At 68.8% G+C, this 18,598-nt stretch carries 18 protein-coding genes and 1 tRNA gene; 11 read left to right on the top strand and 8 right to left on the bottom strand.

Features of this window, described 5'->3' with window-relative positions; genetic code table 11:
• Window positions 1-53: 53 nt before the first annotated feature.
• The gene (locus NQ034_RS13080) at window positions 54-896 is read left to right on the top strand and encodes an HAD family hydrolase (protein ID WP_257049361.1); all 843 of its coding nucleotides are present in this window, start codon (window positions 54-56) and stop codon (window positions 894-896) included.
• 30 nt (window positions 897-926) lie between these two features.
• Here NQ034_RS13080 and NQ034_RS13075 read toward each other — a convergent pair whose 3' ends face one another.
• From NQ034_RS13075 to NQ034_RS13055, 5 genes are all read right to left on the bottom strand, one after another.
• Window positions 927-1,235, bottom strand: a complete 309-nt coding sequence (locus tag NQ034_RS13075) for a hypothetical protein (RefSeq protein WP_257049360.1) — start codon at window positions 1,233-1,235, stop codon at window positions 927-929.
• Window positions 1,236-1,314: 79 nt separating this feature from the next.
• Window positions 1,315-2,163: an HAD-IIB family hydrolase gene (locus tag NQ034_RS13070; RefSeq protein WP_257049359.1), complete on the bottom strand. Its 849-nt coding sequence runs from the start codon at window positions 2,161-2,163 to the stop codon at window positions 1,315-1,317.
• 1 nt (window position 2,164) lies between these two features.
• On the bottom strand, window positions 2,165-2,755 hold the full coding sequence (locus tag NQ034_RS13065) for a hypothetical protein (RefSeq protein WP_257049358.1): 591 nt from the start codon (window positions 2,753-2,755) through the stop codon (window positions 2,165-2,167).
• A complete protein-coding gene (locus NQ034_RS13060) occupies window positions 2,755-3,858 on the bottom strand; it encodes an NAD(P)H-quinone oxidoreductase (RefSeq protein WP_257049357.1) in 1,104 nt (367 codons plus the stop codon). Before NQ034_RS13060 ends, NQ034_RS13065 begins: the two co-directional genes overlap by 1 nt.
• A 143-nt stretch (window positions 3,859-4,001) precedes the next feature.
• Window positions 4,002-4,610, bottom strand: coding sequence for a GNAT family N-acetyltransferase (locus NQ034_RS13055; protein WP_257049355.1), 609 nt, complete (start codon window positions 4,608-4,610; stop codon window positions 4,002-4,004).
• Window positions 4,611-4,802: 192 nt separating this feature from the next.
• Here NQ034_RS13055 and NQ034_RS13050 point away from each other — a divergent pair, with 192 nt between their 5' ends.
• Complete coding sequence (locus NQ034_RS13050) at window positions 4,803-5,741, top strand: thioesterase family protein (RefSeq protein ID WP_257049354.1); 939 nt, start codon at window positions 4,803-4,805, stop codon at window positions 5,739-5,741.
• A gap of 86 nt (window positions 5,742-5,827) precedes the next feature.
• Here the strand turns inward: NQ034_RS13050 and ilvA are convergent, their stop codons facing one another.
• Window positions 5,828-7,123 carry a threonine ammonia-lyase IlvA gene (ilvA, locus tag NQ034_RS13045; RefSeq protein ID WP_257049353.1) on the bottom strand — a complete coding sequence of 432 codons (1,296 nt, stop codon included), beginning with the start codon at window positions 7,121-7,123 and terminating at the stop codon, window positions 5,828-5,830.
• 243 nt (window positions 7,124-7,366) lie between these two features.
• On the opposite strand from ilvA, the gene NQ034_RS13040 reads away from it, so the two are divergent.
• The 7 genes from NQ034_RS13040 (at window position 7,367) to NQ034_RS13010 (ending at window position 14,668) form a co-directional block, all read left to right on the top strand.
• Window positions 7,367-9,256 carry a maltokinase N-terminal cap-like domain-containing protein gene (locus tag NQ034_RS13040; protein ID WP_257049352.1) on the top strand — a complete coding sequence of 630 codons (1,890 nt, stop codon included), beginning with the start codon at window positions 7,367-7,369 and terminating at the stop codon, window positions 9,254-9,256.
• Between the two features lie 10 nt (window positions 9,257-9,266).
• On the top strand, window positions 9,267-10,280 hold the full coding sequence (locus tag NQ034_RS13035; RefSeq protein ID WP_257049351.1) for a DUF1707 SHOCT-like domain-containing protein: 1,014 nt from the start codon (window positions 9,267-9,269) through the stop codon (window positions 10,278-10,280).
• A complete protein-coding gene (locus NQ034_RS13030) occupies window positions 10,277-11,251 on the top strand; it encodes a DUF1707 SHOCT-like domain-containing protein (RefSeq protein WP_257049350.1) in 975 nt (324 codons plus the stop codon). The genes NQ034_RS13035 and NQ034_RS13030 overlap by 4 nt, the downstream gene beginning before the upstream one ends.
• A gap of 9 nt (window positions 11,252-11,260) precedes the next feature.
• Window positions 11,261-12,412, top strand: coding sequence for a DUF1707 domain-containing protein (locus NQ034_RS13025; RefSeq protein ID WP_257049348.1), 1,152 nt, complete (start codon window positions 11,261-11,263; stop codon window positions 12,410-12,412).
• Entirely contained in the window at window positions 12,409-13,101 is a 693-nt protein-coding gene (locus NQ034_RS13020; protein ID WP_257049346.1) for a hypothetical protein, read from the top strand. Before NQ034_RS13025 ends, NQ034_RS13020 begins: the two co-directional genes overlap by 4 nt.
• 99 nt (window positions 13,102-13,200) lie before the next feature.
• Window positions 13,201-13,289 (top strand) — tRNA-Ser (locus tag NQ034_RS13015).
• Between the two features lie 182 nt (window positions 13,290-13,471).
• Window positions 13,472-14,668, top strand: a complete 1,197-nt coding sequence (locus NQ034_RS13010; protein WP_257049344.1) for a pyridoxal phosphate-dependent aminotransferase — start codon at window positions 13,472-13,474, stop codon at window positions 14,666-14,668.
• Here NQ034_RS13010 and NQ034_RS13005 read toward each other — a convergent pair.
• On the bottom strand, window positions 14,596-15,648 hold the full coding sequence (locus NQ034_RS13005; protein ID WP_257049342.1) for a PrsW family glutamic-type intramembrane protease: 1,053 nt from the start codon (window positions 15,646-15,648) through the stop codon (window positions 14,596-14,598). The two genes, NQ034_RS13010 and NQ034_RS13005, sit on opposite strands and share 73 nt — an antisense overlap.
• Before the next feature lie 139 nt (window positions 15,649-15,787).
• On the opposite strand from NQ034_RS13005, the gene NQ034_RS13000 reads away from it, so the two are divergent.
• Complete coding sequence (locus NQ034_RS13000; protein WP_257049341.1) at window positions 15,788-16,312, top strand: OsmC family protein; 525 nt, start codon at window positions 15,788-15,790, stop codon at window positions 16,310-16,312.
• Between the two features lie 134 nt (window positions 16,313-16,446).
• Here NQ034_RS13000 and NQ034_RS12995 read toward each other — a convergent pair whose 3' ends face one another.
• Window positions 16,447-17,076 (bottom strand): TetR/AcrR family transcriptional regulator, encoded by a 630-nt coding sequence (locus tag NQ034_RS12995; protein WP_257049340.1) that lies wholly within the window; start codon window positions 17,074-17,076, stop codon window positions 16,447-16,449.
• A gap of 61 nt (window positions 17,077-17,137) precedes the next feature.
• Between NQ034_RS12995 and NQ034_RS12990 the strand changes: the two genes are divergently transcribed.
• Entirely contained in the window at window positions 17,138-18,433 is a 1,296-nt protein-coding gene (locus tag NQ034_RS12990; protein ID WP_257049338.1) for an FAD-dependent monooxygenase, read from the top strand.
• Window positions 18,434-18,598: the final 165 nt, after the last annotated feature.

Genomic DNA, 18,598 nt, shown 5'->3' with positions numbered 1-18,598 from the left:
CGGCCACGGCCTCGGCGTCGGTACCCCATGCCATGAACGAAACCGGAGGTTCCATGACCACGACGAGCACGGCCGCGGCCCAGGCCGCTGATGCAACCGCCCGATACCTGATCGGCCTGGACCTCGACGGGACCGTCGTCGACTACGACGGCGTTCTGCACGAAGAGGTCCGCGACTATCTGATGGGCCTGGCCGACGCCGGGCAGCACGTGGTGATCGCGACGGGGCGGGCGCCCGTTGGCGCTCTGGAGGTGGCCAACCGTCTGGAACAGACGCGCGGCTACGTCATCAGCTCCAACGGCGCGGTCATCATGGAATTGGACCCGGCCACGGAGTTGGGCTGGAAGCCCGTGCACGTGGAGACCTTCGACCCGGCCAGCGCTCTGGAGCAGATGGAATCCGTCATGCCGACGGCCCTGTACATGGTCGAGGACGAGAACCTGGTGCGCTGGGCGTCCGAGGACTTCCCACGCGGCGACCTGACCGCCGGGGGCGACTACAACGTGGTGTCCTTCGAGGAGCTCAAAGCGAAGAAGGCCACCCGCATCGTGATGCGGGAACTGGGCGGGAGCCAGCCGGAGTTCGCGGAGGCGGTCAAGCGGATCGGCCTGCACGGGGTGACGTATTCGGTGGGCTGGAGCAACTGGCTGGACATCTCGCCGGAGGGGATCTCCAAGGCCTCGGCCCTGCAACGGGTCGCTGACCTGCTCGGCGTGGACCGGGCACACACCGTGGCCGCGGGCGACGGTTCGAACGACGCCGAGATGCTCGACTGGGCCGGCCATGCGATCGTCATGGGCCAGGCCCGCGACGAGTTGAAGGAACTGGCCGATTTCGTCGCGCCCCCGGTGGAGGAACACGGCCTGGTCGCCGGCCTGCGGAGCTTCCTGGGGTGATCAGGGCCGGAGCGACCTCCGGCCTCCGGTTCAGATCCGGGTGCCGGAGATCTTCATCTGCCCCATGGAGGTCTTCGCCGATGCGCTGAGCACATCGCCCTCGACCCGGCCGGTGATCTCGTACTCCAATGAGAACACGACGACCTTCTGCTTGCCGGAGATCGAGAAGTCGTCCCCGTCGAAGCGCCCGCCGGTGAAGGGCAGATCCATGGACTTGCCCGACTTGTTGCTGAAGGTGAGCTCGCCGCTGAGCTCTGTGCCCTCACTGGTCAGCGTCAGGACTCCGCGCTTGGGTCCCATCGGGGTGTCAGCGGTCAGCGTGTACTTGCCGTCGATCATGAGTGTGGGGGCTCCTTGTCTGTGGATCGTGTCCGTGGTCCGGATAGGGTCGATGTTTGCAGGCGCGTCCGCAGCGGGGTTACCGGGTGGCCTGCGCTGAAAGGATACGCCGAATCGGTTCGGCCACGCCGCCCGCGTCCAGTTCCGGGCAAGCGCCGGTCGCCGCGGCCAGCGCATCCGGGTGGCCGCCGGTCATGGCGAAGCTGGTGCCGGCCCAGCGCAGCATCTCGATGTCATTGGGCATATCGCCGAAGGCCACGACCTGTTCCGGGGTGAGCTGGAGGGACCTGGTGTAGAGCTCCAGCGTATGGGCCTTCGTGACTCCCGCGGGGGACAGCTCGAGCAGCCCGTTGTGCGGATCGGAATAGGTTCCGTGCAGGGCGCCGGAATCCAGCCGGGTCAGCGGGGCGATGGCGTCCTGCAGCTTCGCGGAGTCGGTGTTGCCGGGGATCCGTACCAGGATTTTGATGACATCGGCCAGGGATTCCGGTGTGGTGTCGCCGGACACGACCTCGGCACGGGTGACGACGGAGGCGTTGCGGGGCGTGCGGCCCTTGAAAGAGGGCTCGACCACGGAACCCGCCAGGGTTTCGAAGGCCAGGACCGCGTCGGGGACCCGTTCGTCCAGAAGCCGGGCGAATGCGCCGGTCAGGGCGGGTGTGATCGTGGACTTCCACAGCACCTGCTCTTGGTGGAGGTCGTAGACCACGGTGCCGTTGGCCGCGATCACGCGGTCGAGTTCGGGCAGGTCGGTGCGCAGGATGTCCAGCCAGTGCAGGGGCCGGCCGGTCACAGGCAGGACGGCGATCCCGGCATCCAGGGCTGCGCGGACGGCGGCCACCGTGGCCGGGGCGATCGGTTGGCCGTGGCGCAGCAGGGTACCGTCGAGGTCTGTTGCGATCAGGCGGATCCCGCTGAGGTCATTCACCCTATGAGTTTAACGGTTCGGAGTTCTCGCCCCACCCGGAGGCGATCGCCGAGCACTGCCCGACGAGTTCTGCGGCATCGGCGACGTAGCGGTGCGCTGCCGCCGCGGCCTCGAGCCCATCGCCGCCGGTGCGCAGCGCCACCCGGCTCATAGCGGCGGCCTGGGCGGCCTCGGCGACCTTGGCGGCAGCGCGCGAGAGCAGCTCCGGCAGGCGGCCCACCCGGGCGCGGGCGGGCGCGGGCAGGACCATGCCATCGATCGGGAAGGACTCCTGCGCTGCCTGCGCGACGGCATCGACTGCGGCGCTCGCTTCGCCCAGGGTATGGGTGAGTTGTGCCAGGGTCTCCGCCGGGGGTTCCGGGGCCGAGGTGCCTGCTGTGGCCGTGGCTTGTCCGTGTGCGCTTCCCTGAGTCGCGGCCGGTCCGGTCCCGTCCGACTCCGCCGGGTGCTCCCGGTGGACGGCGAGGGCGGTGTCGTAGAAGCGGTCCACCGCACGGTTGAAGCGGTCGCGGTGCTGACGCCACAGGCCGGTGCCGTAGAGGTCGTCGGCGGTGGGGGCCTTCGGCTTGCGGAATCTGTCGAGCAGGCCCATCAGGCGTGAGCGTCCGCGACGTCGAGCACGACCTTGCCGATGCTGGTCCCGTCCTCCAGCAGGGTCTGAGCGGCGCCGGCCTCGCCCAGGGGGAGGACCCGGTGGACGATGGGCCGGATCGCCCCGGCGAGCACCTGCGGCCAGACCCGGCGACGGACCTCGGAGACGATCGCGGCCTTCTGGCCGGCCGGGCGGGCGCGCAGGGTCGTGCCCATCACGGATTTGCGCCCGGTCATCAGGGCGTTGAGGTTGATCTCAGCCTTGACCCCGCCCTGCAGGCCGATGATGCTCAGGCGCCCGCCAGTGGTCAGTGCCCGGATATTGCGCTCCAGATACTTCGCGCCGATCACGTCGAAGATGACATCGGCCCCGGGCTTGCGGGGCTCGCCGAAGGCATCGGTCGGGGAGGCCGCCGCGGTGACCTCCTTGATGCGTGTCACGAAGTCCTCGGTCTTGTAGTCGATGACAGCGTCGGCGCCCAGCTCGCGGCAGAACTCGGCCTTGCGGGCGCTGCCCACGGTGACGGCGACCTTGGCACCGAAGACCCGGGCCATCTGGATCGCACAGGTGCCGATTCCGGAGCCGCCGCCGTGGACCAGCAGCCACTGGCCCGCCGCCAGATGGGCGCCCGAACCGGGTTCGGGACCCGCGAAGACATTGGAGTAGACGGTGGACAGGACCTCGGGCAGGGCGGCGGCGTCAGTGAAGGACATGTCATCGGGCAGCGGGATCAGCTGGCCGGCCGGCACCGTCACATACTCCGCATAGCCACCGCCGGACAGCAGGGCCGCGACCCGATCGCCGAGGGCGGGAGCGTATTCCGGGGCATCGGCTGGGGTGGTGCCGGTTGACACGGGTGTTGCGGCAGGGACGGGCGCAGGCGTACCCAGCGCCTCGACGGTGCCGGCGACCTCCAGGCCGGGGATGTCGGTGGCTCCGGGTGGGGGATTGTAGAAGCCCTGACGCTGCAGTACGTCCGCGCGGTTGACGCCCGCGGCGGCCACGCGCACCAGGACCTCGCCGGGGCCGGGCACGGGTTTCGGACGGTCGGTCAGGCGGAGCTGCTCCGGTCCGCCCGGTTCACTGATCTCGATTGCACGCATGCCCCCAGGGTAGCGGGGCGTCCCGGGCGGCGTCTCAGCTCACTCAGATCAGCAGTCACTTTGGTCGGTTCTCCCCTCGATTGGCAGTCATTTTGGTCCGAGAGTTCGCCGCCGTTTTTTCGGACCAAAGTGACTGCCGAAGGTCAGGCCACCACATCCTCGCCCAGCCGGAAGCGGAGCATGGAACGTACCTGGGGCCATTCGTCCGCCGTGATCGAGTAGACGCAGGTGTCCCGTAGTGAGCCGTCCCGGGTGTAGGAGTGGCGCCGCAGCACGCCGTCCAGTTTGGCGCCCAGACGTTCGATGGCCCGCCGCGACTGGGTATTGATCCAGGCCGTGCGCAGCTCGACGGCCGGACACCCCAAGGTGTCGAAGGCGTAGCCGAGCAATGCCAGTTTCGAGTCGGCGTTGGTCCCCGTGCCCTGAGCGGAGGCCGAGTTCCACGTGGACCCGATCTCCACGCGCGGGATCGTGGGGTCGATGTTCATGTAGGAGGTCATGCCGATCACGCGGTCGTCTGCCAGGCGGCGGGTGGCGAAGGGCAACATGCTCCCGGCCTCCTGAAGTCCGAGCCGTCGGTCGATCTCCGCCGCCATGCCGTCCGGGGTGGGAACGGTGGTGTACCAGAGCCTCCACAGCTCACCATCGCGCACCGCTTCGCACAGCTCGTCGTGGTGCTCGTGCGACAGGGGTTCCAGCCGAACCAGCCGTCCGGTGAGTGTGACGGGTTTCAGTGGGGTGCTCTGAGTCATGCGGCCATCCTACTCACGACATACTCACACCCAGCCCTGGCGACTAGTTCACTCGATTCACAGTCACTTTGGTCCGAGAATTCGCCGTTTTTCCAGACCAAAGTGACTGCCGATCAGGGGAGATCGGACCAAAGTGACTGCTAATGTGGGGAGGGCGATCTGACTTAACGTTTGTTCAGTAGAGAGGTTTCAATGACGAACCCGACCGAGCCCGGTATGCGGCCCTCCGATCCCGCGGAGATGCTCCCCGCAGACCTGCCGCCGCACCTCATGGCGCAACTTCCCCCGGCCTATTACCTCCCCACAGATGACACGCCCGTCGGCCCCGACGCCGCGGGCCGGGCCATCGCACACTTCGAATCGACGCGCGCCACCACCAGCCCCTGGGATGCGCGCGCTCAGCACGGGGGGCCGCCGGCCGGCCTGTTGGCCCGCGCGGTGGAGGCCCTGCGCCCGGATCCGGACATGCCGATCGCGCGGCTGACCATCGACATGCTCGGCCCCATGCCGCAGGGGCTCATCCGCACCGAGGCCCAGATCGTGCGCCCCGGCAAGCGCATCGAGATGTCCACGGCCCAGATGTACGTGGACGACCGACTGGCGGCCAGTGCCACGGTGTGGCGCAAGCGCTGGGAGCCCGGTGCGACCTCGGCCCCGGATCTGTCCACGGATACCGGCCGCGATGTCCCACCGGCCATCGGCCCCCAGCCGCAGTCCTATTTCCCCGGAATCGGCGAGGACTGGGGCTACGGGAACTCGATCGAATGGCGCCACGTCGACGGGGATTTCGGGACTCCGCCGCCGGCCGGCGAACCGGGCCAGTCCAATGTCTGGACCCGGCAGCGGATCCCGCTGGTGGCCGGAGAGGAGACCGGCCCGGTGCAGCGGATGGCCATCGTCGCCGACTCGGCCAATGGCGTCTCCGGTGCGCTGGACTTCACGAAGTGGATGTTCATCCCGCCCACCATGACGCTGACGGTGCTGCGCCCGGCCCGCGGGCCGTGGCTCAACCTGAGCGCGCAGACTTTCATCAGCGACTCCAGTACGGGCCTGACCACGGGCCGGATCTACGACGAACAGGGCCTGGCCGCCACGGTGGAACAGCCACTACTGGTCGCCCCGCAGCGGTAGCGGGCGACGAACAAAGCGATCCTTGCATTCCAAAGCGAAGATGCGCTTTGGAATGCAGGGATCGCTTTGGAGAACGTTTCCGACAGTTAGACGAACATCCGGAACAGCGGGGAGTCCTGCCCCACCTGTTCGATCTCTAGGGGTGAGGCGTCCATCCGCTGCAGCAGCCCCGGCAGGTCCGAGGCCGCCCCCAGGGTGATGCCCACGAACGCCGGGCCGGTCTCCCGGTCGGAGCGCTTCATGTACTCGAACAGCGCGATGTCGTCATCGGGCCCCAGCACATCGTTGAGGAACCGGCGCAGGGCACCGGGCTCCTGCGGGAAGTTCACGATGAAGTAGTGCTTGAGTCCCTCCCACACCAGCGCCCGTTCGATCACTTCGGAGTAGCGCGAGATGTCGTTGTTGCCGCCGGAGACCAGGCACACCACCGTCGTCCCGGGTTCGACCTCGACCGGGGTGCCGGAACCCACCGGTCCGATCGCGGCCGATGCCAGGGCGCCGGACGGTTCGGCGATGATGCCATCGACCTGGTACAGGTCCAGCATCTCGTGGGCGTCGCGGCCCTCCTCGACCAAGTGCATGGGCACGCGCAGCCGGCTGATGATCTCGAAGGTGACATCGCCTGCGCGCCGGACCGCGGTGCCGTCGGCGAAGCTGTCGATCGAGTCCAGGGCCACGGGCCGCCCGGATGCCAGGGCCGCCGTCATCGAGGCCGCACCCGCCGGTTCGACTCCCACCACGCGGGTGCCTGGCATGTTCTCGGCGGCATAGGTCGCGATCCCGGCGACCACCCCGCCGCCGCCCACGGGCACCACGATGACGTCGGGATCGAGGTCGAGCTGGGAGTGGATCTCCGTGGCGATAGTGCCCTGGCCCGCGATCGTCCGGGGGTCGTCGAAGGCCGAGATCAGCAGTGCCCCGGTCAGGTCGGCGTGCTTGTGCGCCAGATCGGATGCGTCGTCATAGGTGGATCCGTCGATCACGACGTCCACGGAAGGCCCGCCGAAATGACGGATCCGGTCGATCTTCTGCCGCGGCGTGGTCTTGGGGACGAAGATGGTCCCCTGAATGCCCAGATCGGCGCAGGCCCGGGCGAAGCCCTGCGCGTGATTGCCGGCCGATGCGCACACGACCCCGCAGGCGCGCTGGGCGGCGTTGAGCTGCAACATGAAGTTGAAGGCGCCGCGGATCTTGTAGCTGCGCACCGTCTGCAGGTCCTCGCGCTTGAGGTAGACGGTGGCGCCCGTCGCGGCCGAGAGCCGCTCGGAAATGTGCAGGGGAGAGGTGATCACAGAGCTGCTAATTCGCTCAGCGGCGGCCTCGACGTCGATGGCGGTGGGGGGCGTCTGTTTCTTCTGTCCTTCTACCAACACGTTCCCCATTGTGCTCCCGCACCCACGGCTGTCCATATTCCTGGAGGTTGAGTATCGGAATATGAGATTTCCGGTAATCTTCCGGAGACTGAAGTACCGGCGCCCGGTTCCCCAGCGATGTCCCCGCAGGCCATATCCCACATATCCGCCGCCGGTTCGTTAACCTGGGAGGGGCGACTGCGCCCAACAGCACGTACAGTGCGAACAGCAACTTGAACAGCATCGCGAGCTTTCCGATCCGGGGGATACACAGTGGCAATCAGCAGTGATCTCGAACGCCTTCTGTCGTCCTGGCTGCCACGCCAGGACTGGTTCCCTCTGCCGCGGGGCCTGGGCAGCGACCCCGATGTCACCCCCATGTCGACCACCCGGCTGTTCGAATTCGAAGTCGAAGACCAGATCATCCAGGGCCTGCAGGTCATCGTCTCCGTGTCCTTGGAGACCACGGGGCGCACACTGTTGGGAGCGCCGCAGGGACCTGCGACCCGCCGGCTGAGCCTGCCACTGACCCTGCACACCACGGAGAACTTCCCGCTGCGCCCCCACCTGCTGGGCCGTGTCGAGGACCTGGTGCTGGGCCATGTGTGGGTCTACGACGGAACCGCGGACCCGGTGTTCGTCCAGGCCGTCGCGGCCTCCCTGCACACGGGACGCAAATGGGACGACGGCCAGGTGCTGGCCCAGCCCGTGCGCCGAGGCGCCCTGCTGGTCGCCCAGCAACAGGCCGCGATGCTGCCCACCTCGTCCCCTGCGGGTTCCGCTTCCACCGGGGAATCCATCGATGCGCAGGCATCCGGTACGGCACACGCCCCGGCGCCCGCGGCATTGGCCGGGGCCGCCGGCGGCCCCGACGCCGCGGCGGCCCCCGGACAGTGGGATGCGGGCGCGCTGGCGCCGGCCGACTCCGCCGATCCGTCCACAAGCGCAGCGGACGCCGATGCCATCTCCTCCGAGGTGCCCATCCCCACCGCCCTGCGCGCAGACCTGGCAGACGACCCGGCCGACTCCGTGCTCCCCGATCCCGCGACCACCGGCGGTCAGGGACTGGCGGGGGCCGCGGCGGGCGCGGGGCGCAGCGCCGCACAGATCATGGCCGATGCCCAGACGGTGCAGCTCTCACCCCTGGACGCCCAGCCCTATGAGACCTCGGTGGTCATCGCCGACCCCGCCCAGCCGGCCATCCTGACCTTCTACCGTGCGCTAGACGAGGGTCTGGGGGGCAATGTCCAGGTGCCGTTGATCCTGACACGGCGCGGTTGCGAGGCGGTCAGCCCGGTGCTCGGCTGGTTGTCGGGCCGCTGGTTCGACGGCGAGGACCTGCGCACCGAATCGGCCCCGCTGGCCATGCTCACCGCCACCGAACGCGGGGCCCGGCCGGCCTGGCGCGAGGCCGTGGACGTGGCGAGCCGGGTCGACTCGGGGGCGATCGGCAGCTGGAATCGGCAGGCCACCGCCCTGGGCCGCAGGGTGGGCGCCCTGCACCTGGACCTGGCACACGAATTCGACGTGCTCAAGAGCGAGGGCGAACCGACCCTGGAACTCGTGTCGAAGTGGAAGGACCGGATCGACTGGGCGCTGGCGCGCGCACCCCTGGCCCTGGGCGACCTGGGCCGGGCCCTGCGCACGCACAAGAAGCAGCTGGACTCGGTGTCGTCCGTGGGCCCGCTGCAGCGGATCCACGGCGCGCTGACGCTGAACCAGGTATCCAGCGGCCGGACCACAGGGTTCACCGTCGGCAGCTTCCCGGCCAAGGGCAGTGAGAAGCTCCAACCGGCCTCGGTCGATTTGGTCGGCCTGCTGCGCAGCATCGACTACGCGGCCGGCTATGCGCGGCTGAACCGCACCGGGCGCCTGGAACAGGGCGCGCTGCCCACCGGTCTGAGCCTGCGGGGCTTGAAACAATCGCGCAAGGAGGTCGAGGAGGTCCTCGAATCCCCCGAACACCTGTGGTCCTCGCAGGCGCAGAACGCCCTGCTCTCCGGTTATTCGCACGTTGTGGGCGCCGGCCTGGGCTACGACGATCCGACCCTGCGCGCCGTGCTCATCGACCGCCTGCTCGTCGAAGTCGTGACCGAACTGCGCAATCGTCCGCCCTACCTGTCCGTTCCGCTCATCGCCCTGGCCCAAGTCCTCCAGGGGTGAGGCGGGGCAGATGAACACCGCGCCCCGACCAGGGAACGCCACGACCGGGCCGGTCAGCAGCCACCGGCCCTCCTACGCCCAGCGCGAGGCCTACCGCGATGCCCTGGCACAGGCCTACGCGGCGGGCCGGCTGGACGACACGGACTTCGAGGACCGGCTGAACCTGTTGGCCATGGCCGAATCCCTGGCCGATCTCGAGGACCTGGTCGTCGACGTGCCGCGCGCCGACATCGAGGTGCCGGCCGCACCCGCCGCCCGGTCGGCGGGTTCCCGAGGCCGTACCGGCGGTTCCCGCTCTCGCGGATCCAGCGGTTCCAGCCAACCGGGGCAACCGAACGGACGCCACACCGACCAGGGCGCCAAGGCCAGGGCAGCCCGACTCAAACGCGGCAAGCTGTTGATGACCGGCACCATCATCGTCGGACTCATCATCGGGGCGGGCCTGGGCCGGGAACTGGTGGGACCGCCGGGCCCCGGCGCCGGAACACCGGATTCGGTCCAGGCGGCAGGCGGCGCCGAGCTGCCAGTGGCGGTCAGCCGTGGCCGCATGTCCTACGGATACATCGCCCGGATCGTGGAGAACCTGAACTCACGCAAGGCCGAGAGCCTCAGATTCAACCCCTATTCGGCGGGTGCGGAGCTGCTCAGCGCCGACAAACGCAAACTGCAGACCATCTCCCTGGACGACGCCGGTGAGCAGGAAGAAGTCGAGAGCGAAGAGGACTACTCACCGGCCAAGGGCAGCGCCGGGCTGTTCACCGTGGAGGAAGTCGACCCCGCAGCGGTCTACGCGGCAATCCTGGCGGCGCCGGGGGTCGCACACGCCCGCACCGGCCTCGACGGTGAGGAGGGCCTGGAAGTCAACGCGGTGCGGATCGACCGGCTGGCCGGCACCCCGTTCGCCGGGCAGCGGGCCGGGGCCCTGACGATCAGCGTGACCGTCAACCCGCGCGGAACATCGGGCCAGTACGCCAATCTGCGCTGGTCCGGCGATGGGAAACACCTGTTGGAGGCCCGCCGATGAGGCCATCACACGCCGAACGCGCCCCCTATATCGCGGCGCTGCAAGAATCCCTGGTCGACGGGCGCCTGACCCAGGGACTCTACGAGGAACGCCTGGCCGCTGCGGAATCCGCCCAGAGCTTCGACGCCCTCGACAAGCTGTTCACCGACCTGCCCTACGATCCCCGCGCACTGCGCCCGGCCTCGGCGGGCGGAACCGCTGATGGGGCCGCTGCGGATACGGCCGCGAGCCGCCGGAGGGCGAAGAAGAAGGCCGCCAAACGGCGTCGGCGGGAGGCCTCCCGCGGGGCGCGGCGTGACACCGCGGCCCAGGCGCCGCCTGGCACCCACGTCCGCAAACTCCTCGGCCGCCTGGTGGTGCTAGTGGTGACGGTCGCCATCGGCGCCGGTGGCTACACCGGAGTGCACATGATTGCCTCCGCCGCGGCGAATCAGGACTCGGCTACCGGCAGGGACATGAGCACCGAGGCCGGTCGGCAACAGCCGGCCCCGGACGATCTGCCGGTCGTCGGGCAGGACTTCGCCAATGTCCCCGCCCTGACCCCCGACACGGTCGCCCGGGTGCTCGACTACGTGGCGGACAAGGGCCCCAAGGGCACGGTGACGAGCCTGCAGGCCTATGACGACTACACGACGGTGGACGTGCAGGGCAAGGGGAAGGGCTCGACCTATCTGGTGTTCCGCGCGGGGGAGGCCCCGCGCTCGCAGGCCCGCAAGGACGTGCGGTTCGAGCCGCTGCACGATCAGGCGGCCCTCAAGCGGATCGACCTGCAGCAGATCATGGAGCGGGCCAGGGCGGATCTGGGGCAGGACGGGGAGATGCGCAGCATCGACATCTCGTACAGCAACCTCGACAAGGACTATCGGAAGATGGGCGACCGGATCGAGGTGGAGTTCGAGCCGAGCGGTTCGGGGGAGCCCTCGACCATCGCCTACGACCTCAAGGGCAAGAAACTGTACACGGACGATTGAAGGGAATCGATGACGCGGAATCCACAGGCGGGTCACCGGCCGTCATTCCTGCAGCGCGAGTCATATCGCCAGGCGATCACCGAAGCCTATGCGGATGGGCGGCTGGACGATGACACCTTCGCCGAGCGGATCCGCGCGGTGGACGGGGCACGGAGCCTGGCCCGGCTCGAGGAGTTGATCGCGGATCTGCCGCGGCAGGGGATTCCGCTGCCCGAGGGCATGCCGACCCCGGGCAACGCGGCCAGATCAGACGGGACTCCTATGTCGGATGGGACTCCCGGGTCAGACGGGAAGTCGGCCGAGGTCGAGCCTCCGTGGGCGGGCAAGCACGGCGCCGCGCCGCGCTTCGTACCCGAGGGGCGCCGGCGGGCATCGAGTCCGGAAGACGATCGCAGCGCCCCGGACGGCGGTGCATCGGACAGCGGCGCGCCGGAGCGCAGGCCGCTGCGGCACCGCCTGGCGGTCGCCGGCGCTATGGTCGCCTGTCTGGTGGCGGGATTCGCGGCTGGTGGGATCGGGATGACGTTGGTGACCGGGACCCAGGACGATCCCGCGGCCGAGGCCGGCGAGGCTCCGGACGGTGAAGCCGGGCGGGCCGCTGCGCGCGGCGCGCTGGCCGATGGCTTCCTGTCATATGGATACCTGCACGGTCTGCTCACCGCCCTGGATGGGAGGTCGGTGGGGCGGGTGGTCGTCACGGACGCCTCGGCCGAGGCCATGGTCGCCCGCGGGTCCGATTCCGGTGCCGGCGACTCGGGCGCCGGCGGGGCCGGTTCGGGTGGGTCCGATTTCGATCCCGTCGGTTTCGACGAGGAACTGCACGAGGTCGATCCGGCCGCTCCGCTGCCCTGGCTGCCCGAGGGCAAGCGCCCCGGATTCGACACCGGGGATATGAGCGCACAGACCGTATTCGCGGCGGTGAGCCGGGCCTCGGAGGTCCTGGGCCGACACACGGACAGGTCGACGGAAGGCCTGCAGGTGTCGAGCCTGACCCTGGTGAAGGACCCCGCAGCGGGCAGACCGGTGGGCGGTTCGGCCGACGAGGTCCGGATCCAGGTGGAACTGCGCCGCACCCCAGGGTCCGACCCGCAGGGACCGGCCGGCGGCATGTTGGTCTGGAACACCGACGGATCGCAGTTGTTGGAGGCGAGGTTCCTGTGAGCGACGAATCGCGGGCCGGCCGGGGACTGTGGGCCCGGTGGGTGCGCTTTGCCAATAGCGGGCCGTTCATCGGCGGCGCCGTCCTGCTGGTGCTCGGCTCGGTGGCGGGGGTGTACGCAGCCCGGCCGGTCGACCCGCCCGAGCCCGAACAGCAGACGCACCAGATCACGCAGGCGGGACGGAACGAGCCCGCGCCAAAGGACTTGCCGCACCTGGCCGGGGACTTCACCGATGTGCGCACCCTGGATGCGACGACCATGCGCCGGGTCGTGGATTTCGCCGGGCAGCAGAAGCTCGGTCGGATCCTCGCGATTACCGCGTCCCCGGAATCCACGGAACTGGTCACGGGTCCCAGCGGCGGGTTGCCGGGGGACCGCCAGGTGGAATTCCGCCCCGGCCGGGCGCCGGCCTATACGGAGGCGACACAGGTCGAGCGCGACCCGCTCGACGATGTCCGGACGGCGGGGGACCTCGACGTCGGAGAGGTTGTCGAGCGGGCCCGGAAGGATCTGGGGACCAAGGCCGAGTTGTCGTTCCTGCAGGTCGAACACGGGCCGGTGAAGGGTCGGGCGGAGCGGGGCCCCCAATCGGATGTCGTGCGGGTCCGGTTCGAAGCGGATGCGAAGTCCGACCCCCAGGTGATCGTGTATCGCCTGCGGGATCTGCGGAAACTGTACACGGAGGGCTGAGTGGGCGCGCGGCTTCGATGGTGGAGCGGCGCGTCCCCGGGCGGGACCGGGTCGGGTGAATTTGTCCGGTGCCGGGGATATGGAAGAATGGTCGGGCATGGTGAGTTGACAGAGCGGCCGAATGTGACGGTCTTGAAAACCGTTGAAGGCAACCCCTTCCCCGGGTTCGAATCCCGGACTCACCGCCAGATCATGTGCGCACGCGCATGAACACCAGATAAGCGCGGGAACGACCTGCTGTAACAGGTCGTTCCCGCGCTTATCTGGTGTTTGAGGGGTTGAGTGGCTCGCTAAGCTGGGAGGCGACAGCGACACGGTGGTCCGCCCCGGCCTCGGCCACCGTATCCGGACCGACGAAGGGGAGCCAACCATGGAACTCGCACAGCGCCTGACCCGACTGGGCACGGAGACCTCGTTCTCGGTGGCCCAGGCCGCCGCGGACTGGAAGGCCCGCGGCAATACCGTCTACCCCTTCCACCTGGGCGATATCGACATCCCGACCGCCGGCCACATCGTCGAGGCCCTGGACAGGGCGATCGCCGACGGCCACACCGGCTACTGCCCCGGCGCGGGCATTCCCGAACTGCGCGAGGCCCTGGCCGCCGACATCGGCACCGCCCGCGGGATGGACCTGAACGCCGAGAACATCGTGGTGACCACCGGCGGCAAGCCCGTCATCACGAAGTTCCTGCAGTCCGTGATGAACCCGGGCCAGGAGGTCCTCTACCCCAATCCCGGCTTCCCGATCTACGAATCGCAGATCGAATACCTGGGCGGCACCGCGGTGCCCTACCGCTACGAATCGACCCCGGACGGCTTCGCACTGGACCTCGACCAGATCCGCTCGCTCATCACCGATAACACGGTGGCCATCATCTACAACGACCTGCAGAACCCGATCTCCGCGGAATCGACCCCGGAAGAGCGCCGCGCGCTCGCGGAACTGGCCCAGGAGTTCGACCTGTGGGTGCTCTCCGACGAGGCATATTTCGACACCCGCTACGAGGGCCGGTCCGAATCGATCGCCTCGCTGCCCGGCATGGCCGAACGCACCGTCATCCTCTACACCTTTTCCAAGAAGTACGCGATGACGGGCTCTCGGCTGGGCTGCGCAGCGGCGCCCAAGCAGATCGCGGACGTCATCTCCACCCTGAACACGAACGACGAATCGTGCACGAACCACTATGTGCAGTGGGCCGGCGTGGCCGCGCTGACCGGGCCGCAGGATTCGGTCGCGGATATGCTCGGGATCCTGCGCGAGCGCCGGGACGTGGCAGCCGGCCTGGTCAACCAGGTGCCCGGCATGCACGTGGCCGTGCCGCAGTCGACCTTCTACCTGTTCCCCGATGTGACGGACGCGGTGGCACGGGTCGGCGCGAGCTCGGTGGGCGAGTTCGCGACGGCCGCCCTGCACAATACCGGGGTGTCCTTCTGCACCCGCGAGCACTTCGGCCGCCGCCAGCCCGGTGAGGACCGCGAGTACATCCGCCTGGCCTACTCCGGGATCAGCGCCGAGGACATTGGCGCGGGCCTGGGCCGGTTGCGCGACTGGGTCGCCTCGTACTGAAGCACCGAGGCCGTCAACCACACGACGCCCAGCACGGTCACGACGATCACGCCGGCCAGGTAGAGCCCGTTTGCCAGGTTCTGCGCCTCGGCGACTACGGCTTCGGGTGTGAACCCGTAGGTGGCCTGGTAGCGGCCGGCACCGGTGACCGCCACCGCGATGTAACCCGCGATATTGCCGGCGAGGTCCCAGGCCGCGTGTAACACGGCCACGCCCAGGTAGGTCAGCGCCAGCGGGATCCACGCGGCGATGGGGGCGGTACTCGGGGCCCGCCCGGGTCCCGCCGCGGCGGCACGGCGGGCGTCGAGGCGGCCGAGCACGGCGAACAGGGCTGCGCCGACGATCGCGGTCCACAGGATGTGGCCGGCCGGTGCCAGCAGGCCGCGCAGGGCCTCGGTCTCCAACAGTGCCAGCAGATCGATCCCGCCACCGTCCAGCGAGGAGTTCAGCGCGTAGCCCGCAGACTCGAAGGCCGCGAAGCCGGCGCCCACGACGACGCCCAGCCAGGCGCCGAGCCCCGGCGTCCTGCGCACGATGTGGCGGGCCGCGCAGGCCAGCACCGTCAGCTTGACCGCTTCTTCGATGAACCCGGCGGCCAGTAGCGAGGTCAGAGTGCCGGAGACTTTGGCCTCGAAGATGGAGGCCGCCAGCACGCCGAAGATGCCACCGACGAAGAAGGCCATGAGCAGCCTCGTCGGGTTGATCCGGCCCCGCGTCTTCTCGATGGCCAGCAGACTGGCCGAGAACGGCACGAGGAAACTGCCCACCAGGATCAGGGTGGGCACGAGGTTGGCATTGCGGGTGAGGATCGTGACGATGACCGTCAGCACCCACAGACCCAGACCGCCCAGCATTGCCTTCCACCAGTAGCCCCGGCGGAAGCCTGCTGTGGTCGAACCTGCTGTGGTCGGACCGGTCGCGGTTGGACCGGTCGCAGGGACCCTGGGTGCGTATTTCGGGTATTCCGGTATAAGAGTCATGGTCGCACTCCTTGCAGCGTCGGGGCCGTCTGCCCCATGTCGTTCATGGAACGCTCCACCGCTTGCCGCCGGCTGTTGCGAATCTATGTCGCAGCTGTGAAAGCGCCCGTGTGTCGTGCATGCCGATTAGCCTGGGGCCATGGACACGTCTCACCTTGAACCGTTGAGCGAGCCGGCCGGGGTCGCCGGACAGACTGGACAGGCCGGACAGGCCGGACAGGCCGAGTCGGGAGAACCGGCGGCGTCCCTGTACGAAACCGTTGTGAGCAATCGGGGCGGCACCTCGGGCTGGGTCGACGTTGCCGGCGGGATGCGCCTGCCGACGGGTCAGCCCGAGGCCGGTGCGGCCGGGGCCAACCCCGAGCAGTTCCTCGGGATGGCCTGGAGCACGTGCCTGAACTCCGCCGTGGCCAAGGTGCTCGCGCAACGGGGCCTGGACCCGGCACTGCACGCGTCCACAGTGACCGTCACCGTCCGGCTGTTCGGCGAGGCGGACGGCGAATTCCGGTTCGCGCCCCACGCCGCCGTGCACGTGCCGGGCCTGCCAGCCGAGCAAGTGCGCGAGGTCGTGACGGCCGCGCATGCGCGCTGCCCCATGTCGAAGCTGCTGACCGGCCGGGGCACCGCCACCGTCGAGGCTCTCGCCTCTGATGAGGTGAGCTGACCGGGCCGGGGGCGCTGACCGGCCGGTCGGGCTGAATTGGCTGGTCGAGCTGACCGGGCCGGGTCCCGCTGGAGCAGCCAGCCCCTAGCCACGGCCGGCCCCGCTGGAGCCGGCCCCGGCCCCGGCCGCCCGACCTACCCCTGCGCGGTGACCCGGTACAGGGGGATGGCGATGTCGTCGACGATGCGCGCGAGTTCCGCATCGTCGACCTCGCGCTCGAGCACCGCGAACCTGAGGACGGCCAAAGGTGCGGTGAGAACGTGGGCGGGGATGTCCCGGGGTCCGAGTTCGCCGCGCGCGCGGGCGGCCGTGGTGATGTCGCGGAGGAATGATTCGACCCTGGTGGCCAGTTCGGCGTCGCCCGGCAGCCCGGCCATGAGTTCGTCCAGCAGTTCCTGATCCGCCTCGCCCAGCAGTGCCCGGCTGGTCTGGGGGCCGAGGCGCCGGCTGGGGGCCGAGATCGCAGTGAAGAGGTCGATGAGCTCGGTTCGCAAAGTGGCCGCGGCCGGACCGGCGCCGCCGGGTTCCGGCGGCTCGAAATTCGAGGTGAAGGCCGCCGCGACCATCTGGGCGCGGGAGGCGTACCGCCGGGCCAGGACGGGCCGGCTGGTCCGCGCGCGCTTGGCGACGCCGGCGAAGCCGACTCCCGCATAGCCGTGCTCGCGCAGTTCGGCCAGAACGGCCTCGTGGATCGCGTCTTCCAATTCGGTGCCGCGTCTGCGGGTCCGGGGTGCCGTGCCCGCATCCCTGCTCTGCTCACTCACATTCTGTATTCTCCCAGGAAAATTCGCCTTCGCAATAAGATGCAGGGTGTATCTTATTTACATGAGCACAGAAAAGGGCCTCGCGGGGCAGACGAACCAGCAGGACACTGCGAACCGGAGCGCAAAGAACCAGAGCGCCACAGGCAGGCGCGCCCTGGTGGTGGGGCTGGGTATCAGCGGCATCGCCTCGGCGATCGCGCTCAAGCAGTCGGGCTGGGAGCCCGTGATCGTGGAGAAGGCCCCGGCGCGCCGCCGCGGCGGATACTTCATCGGCCTGTTCGGCCTGGGGTGGATCGCAGCGGACCATCTGGGCGCGCTGCCCGGTCTGCACGACCGGCGCAGCCCGGCCTCGCAGAACTTCGCGATCGACCGCACCGGGATCATCGGCGACACCCTGGGGTTCGCCGATGCCCCGGCGGACTTCGGGCCGTGGATGATGCTGCGCGGCGATGTGGAACAGGCGACCTTCGACGCCCTGCCCGACGATGTGGAGATCCGCTACAACACCCGTCCTGTCGATATCTGGCAGAACGCCTCAGGGGTGCGCGTGACTCTGGAGGACTCCACGACGGGGGAGAGGACCCAGGAGGAGTACGAGCTGCTGGTGGGAGCCGACGGCATCCACTCCCAGGTCCGCGAAATGGTCTTCGGGCCTGCACAGAAGTATCTGCACGAACTCGGCACCATGATCTGCGCCTTCGAACTGCCGGAGAACCCGCCGGGGCTCAAGCCCGATCAGGGCGTCATCCTGACCGAGGTGGGCAAGGCGTTCTGGGTCTTCCCCTTCGCCGACCACCCCGCCACCGTGCTGTTCACCTGGGCCTCGGACGATCCCGGAGCGGAACGGAAGCTCGATCCCAAACAGCACATCAGAGAGGTCTTCGGCGATCAGCCGTACGGCACGTACATGGAGTACGCCCTGGACCAGCTGGATCGGGCCGATGAGTTCCTCTACGACACCACCGAACAGGTGAAAATGGACAGCTGGCACCGCGGCCGCGTCGTCCTGGTGGGCGATTCCGCCTGGTGCCCCACCCTGTACTCGGGGATGGGCGCGACCTCCGGGATCGGCGGGGCCGATCTGCTGGGCGCGGCCCTGCGCAAGCACCCCGACGACCTGGATGCGGCGCTGGACGGCTGGGAGAAGGTCATGCGGCCCAAGATCGCGAACTTCCAGAAGGAGGGGGCGACTCAGGGCCGGAAGAACTTCGTATCGCTGACTCAGGCGGAACTGGACAAGCGGAACAAGAGCGTCGGCCAGCGCCGCAAGATGATCAAGAACCCGATCGTCGGCAGGCTGCTCAAGCACGTGCCGATGATCAGGAACCGCAACGCGGATCTGACCGCACTGCTCTAGCCGCCTGCCCGCCACATCACATGCGCAAACCTGCAGTACCCCTCTTTGCCAAGCTGGTTGTGAGTCAGTCACGATCAAGCAAAGGAGAGTGATCTCGCATGGTCAGCGTTGTGGGATTCACCGTCGAAGAGGTCCGTGAGTTCGTTCGCGAGTACGAGCGTCAGC

Origin of the sequence: Brevibacterium moorei, from assembly GCF_024580735.1 — a bacterium.
Classification (GTDB): Bacteria; Actinomycetota; Actinomycetes; order Actinomycetales; family Brevibacteriaceae; genus Brevibacterium; species Brevibacterium moorei.
Note: the sequence above shows the minus strand (reverse complement) of the source record. Positions and strands in the feature narration are given on the sequence as shown.

What these genes read in the sequence shown, in the direction of transcription:
- NQ034_RS12990 (WP_257049338.1), top strand. Translation starts at nt 17,138, where the DNA reads ATGAGCACAGAAAAGGGCCTCGCGGGGCAGACGAACCAGCAGGACACT.
- NQ034_RS13005 (WP_257049342.1), bottom strand. Translation starts at nt 15,648, where the DNA reads ATGACTCTTATACCGGAATACCCGAAATACGCACCCAGGGTCCCTGCG.
- NQ034_RS13010 (WP_257049344.1), top strand. Translation starts at nt 13,472, where the DNA reads ATGGAACTCGCACAGCGCCTGACCCGACTGGGCACGGAGACCTCGTTC.
- ilvA (WP_257049353.1), bottom strand. Translation starts at nt 7,123, where the DNA reads ATGGGGAACGTGTTGGTAGAAGGACAGAAGAAACAGACGCCCCCCACC.
- NQ034_RS13000 (WP_257049341.1), top strand. Translation starts at nt 15,788, where the DNA reads ATGGACACGTCTCACCTTGAACCGTTGAGCGAGCCGGCCGGGGTCGCC.
- NQ034_RS13035 (WP_257049351.1), top strand. Translation starts at nt 9,267, where the DNA reads ATGAACACCGCGCCCCGACCAGGGAACGCCACGACCGGGCCGGTCAGC.
- NQ034_RS13080 (WP_257049361.1), top strand. Translation starts at nt 54, where the DNA reads ATGACCACGACGAGCACGGCCGCGGCCCAGGCCGCTGATGCAACCGCC.
- NQ034_RS13075 (WP_257049360.1), bottom strand. Translation starts at nt 1,235, where the DNA reads ATGATCGACGGCAAGTACACGCTGACCGCTGACACCCCGATGGGACCC.
- NQ034_RS13060 (WP_257049357.1), bottom strand. Translation starts at nt 3,858, where the DNA reads ATGCGTGCAATCGAGATCAGTGAACCGGGCGGACCGGAGCAGCTCCGC.
- NQ034_RS13055 (WP_257049355.1), bottom strand. Translation starts at nt 4,610, where the DNA reads ATGACTCAGAGCACCCCACTGAAACCCGTCACACTCACCGGACGGCTG.
- NQ034_RS13030 (WP_257049350.1), top strand. Translation starts at nt 10,277, where the DNA reads ATGAGGCCATCACACGCCGAACGCGCCCCCTATATCGCGGCGCTGCAA.
- NQ034_RS13065 (WP_257049358.1), bottom strand. Translation starts at nt 2,755, where the DNA reads ATGGGCCTGCTCGACAGATTCCGCAAGCCGAAGGCCCCCACCGCCGAC.
- NQ034_RS13050 (WP_257049354.1), top strand. Translation starts at nt 4,803, where the DNA reads ATGACGAACCCGACCGAGCCCGGTATGCGGCCCTCCGATCCCGCGGAG.
- NQ034_RS13025 (WP_257049348.1), top strand. Translation starts at nt 11,261, where the DNA reads ATGACGCGGAATCCACAGGCGGGTCACCGGCCGTCATTCCTGCAGCGC.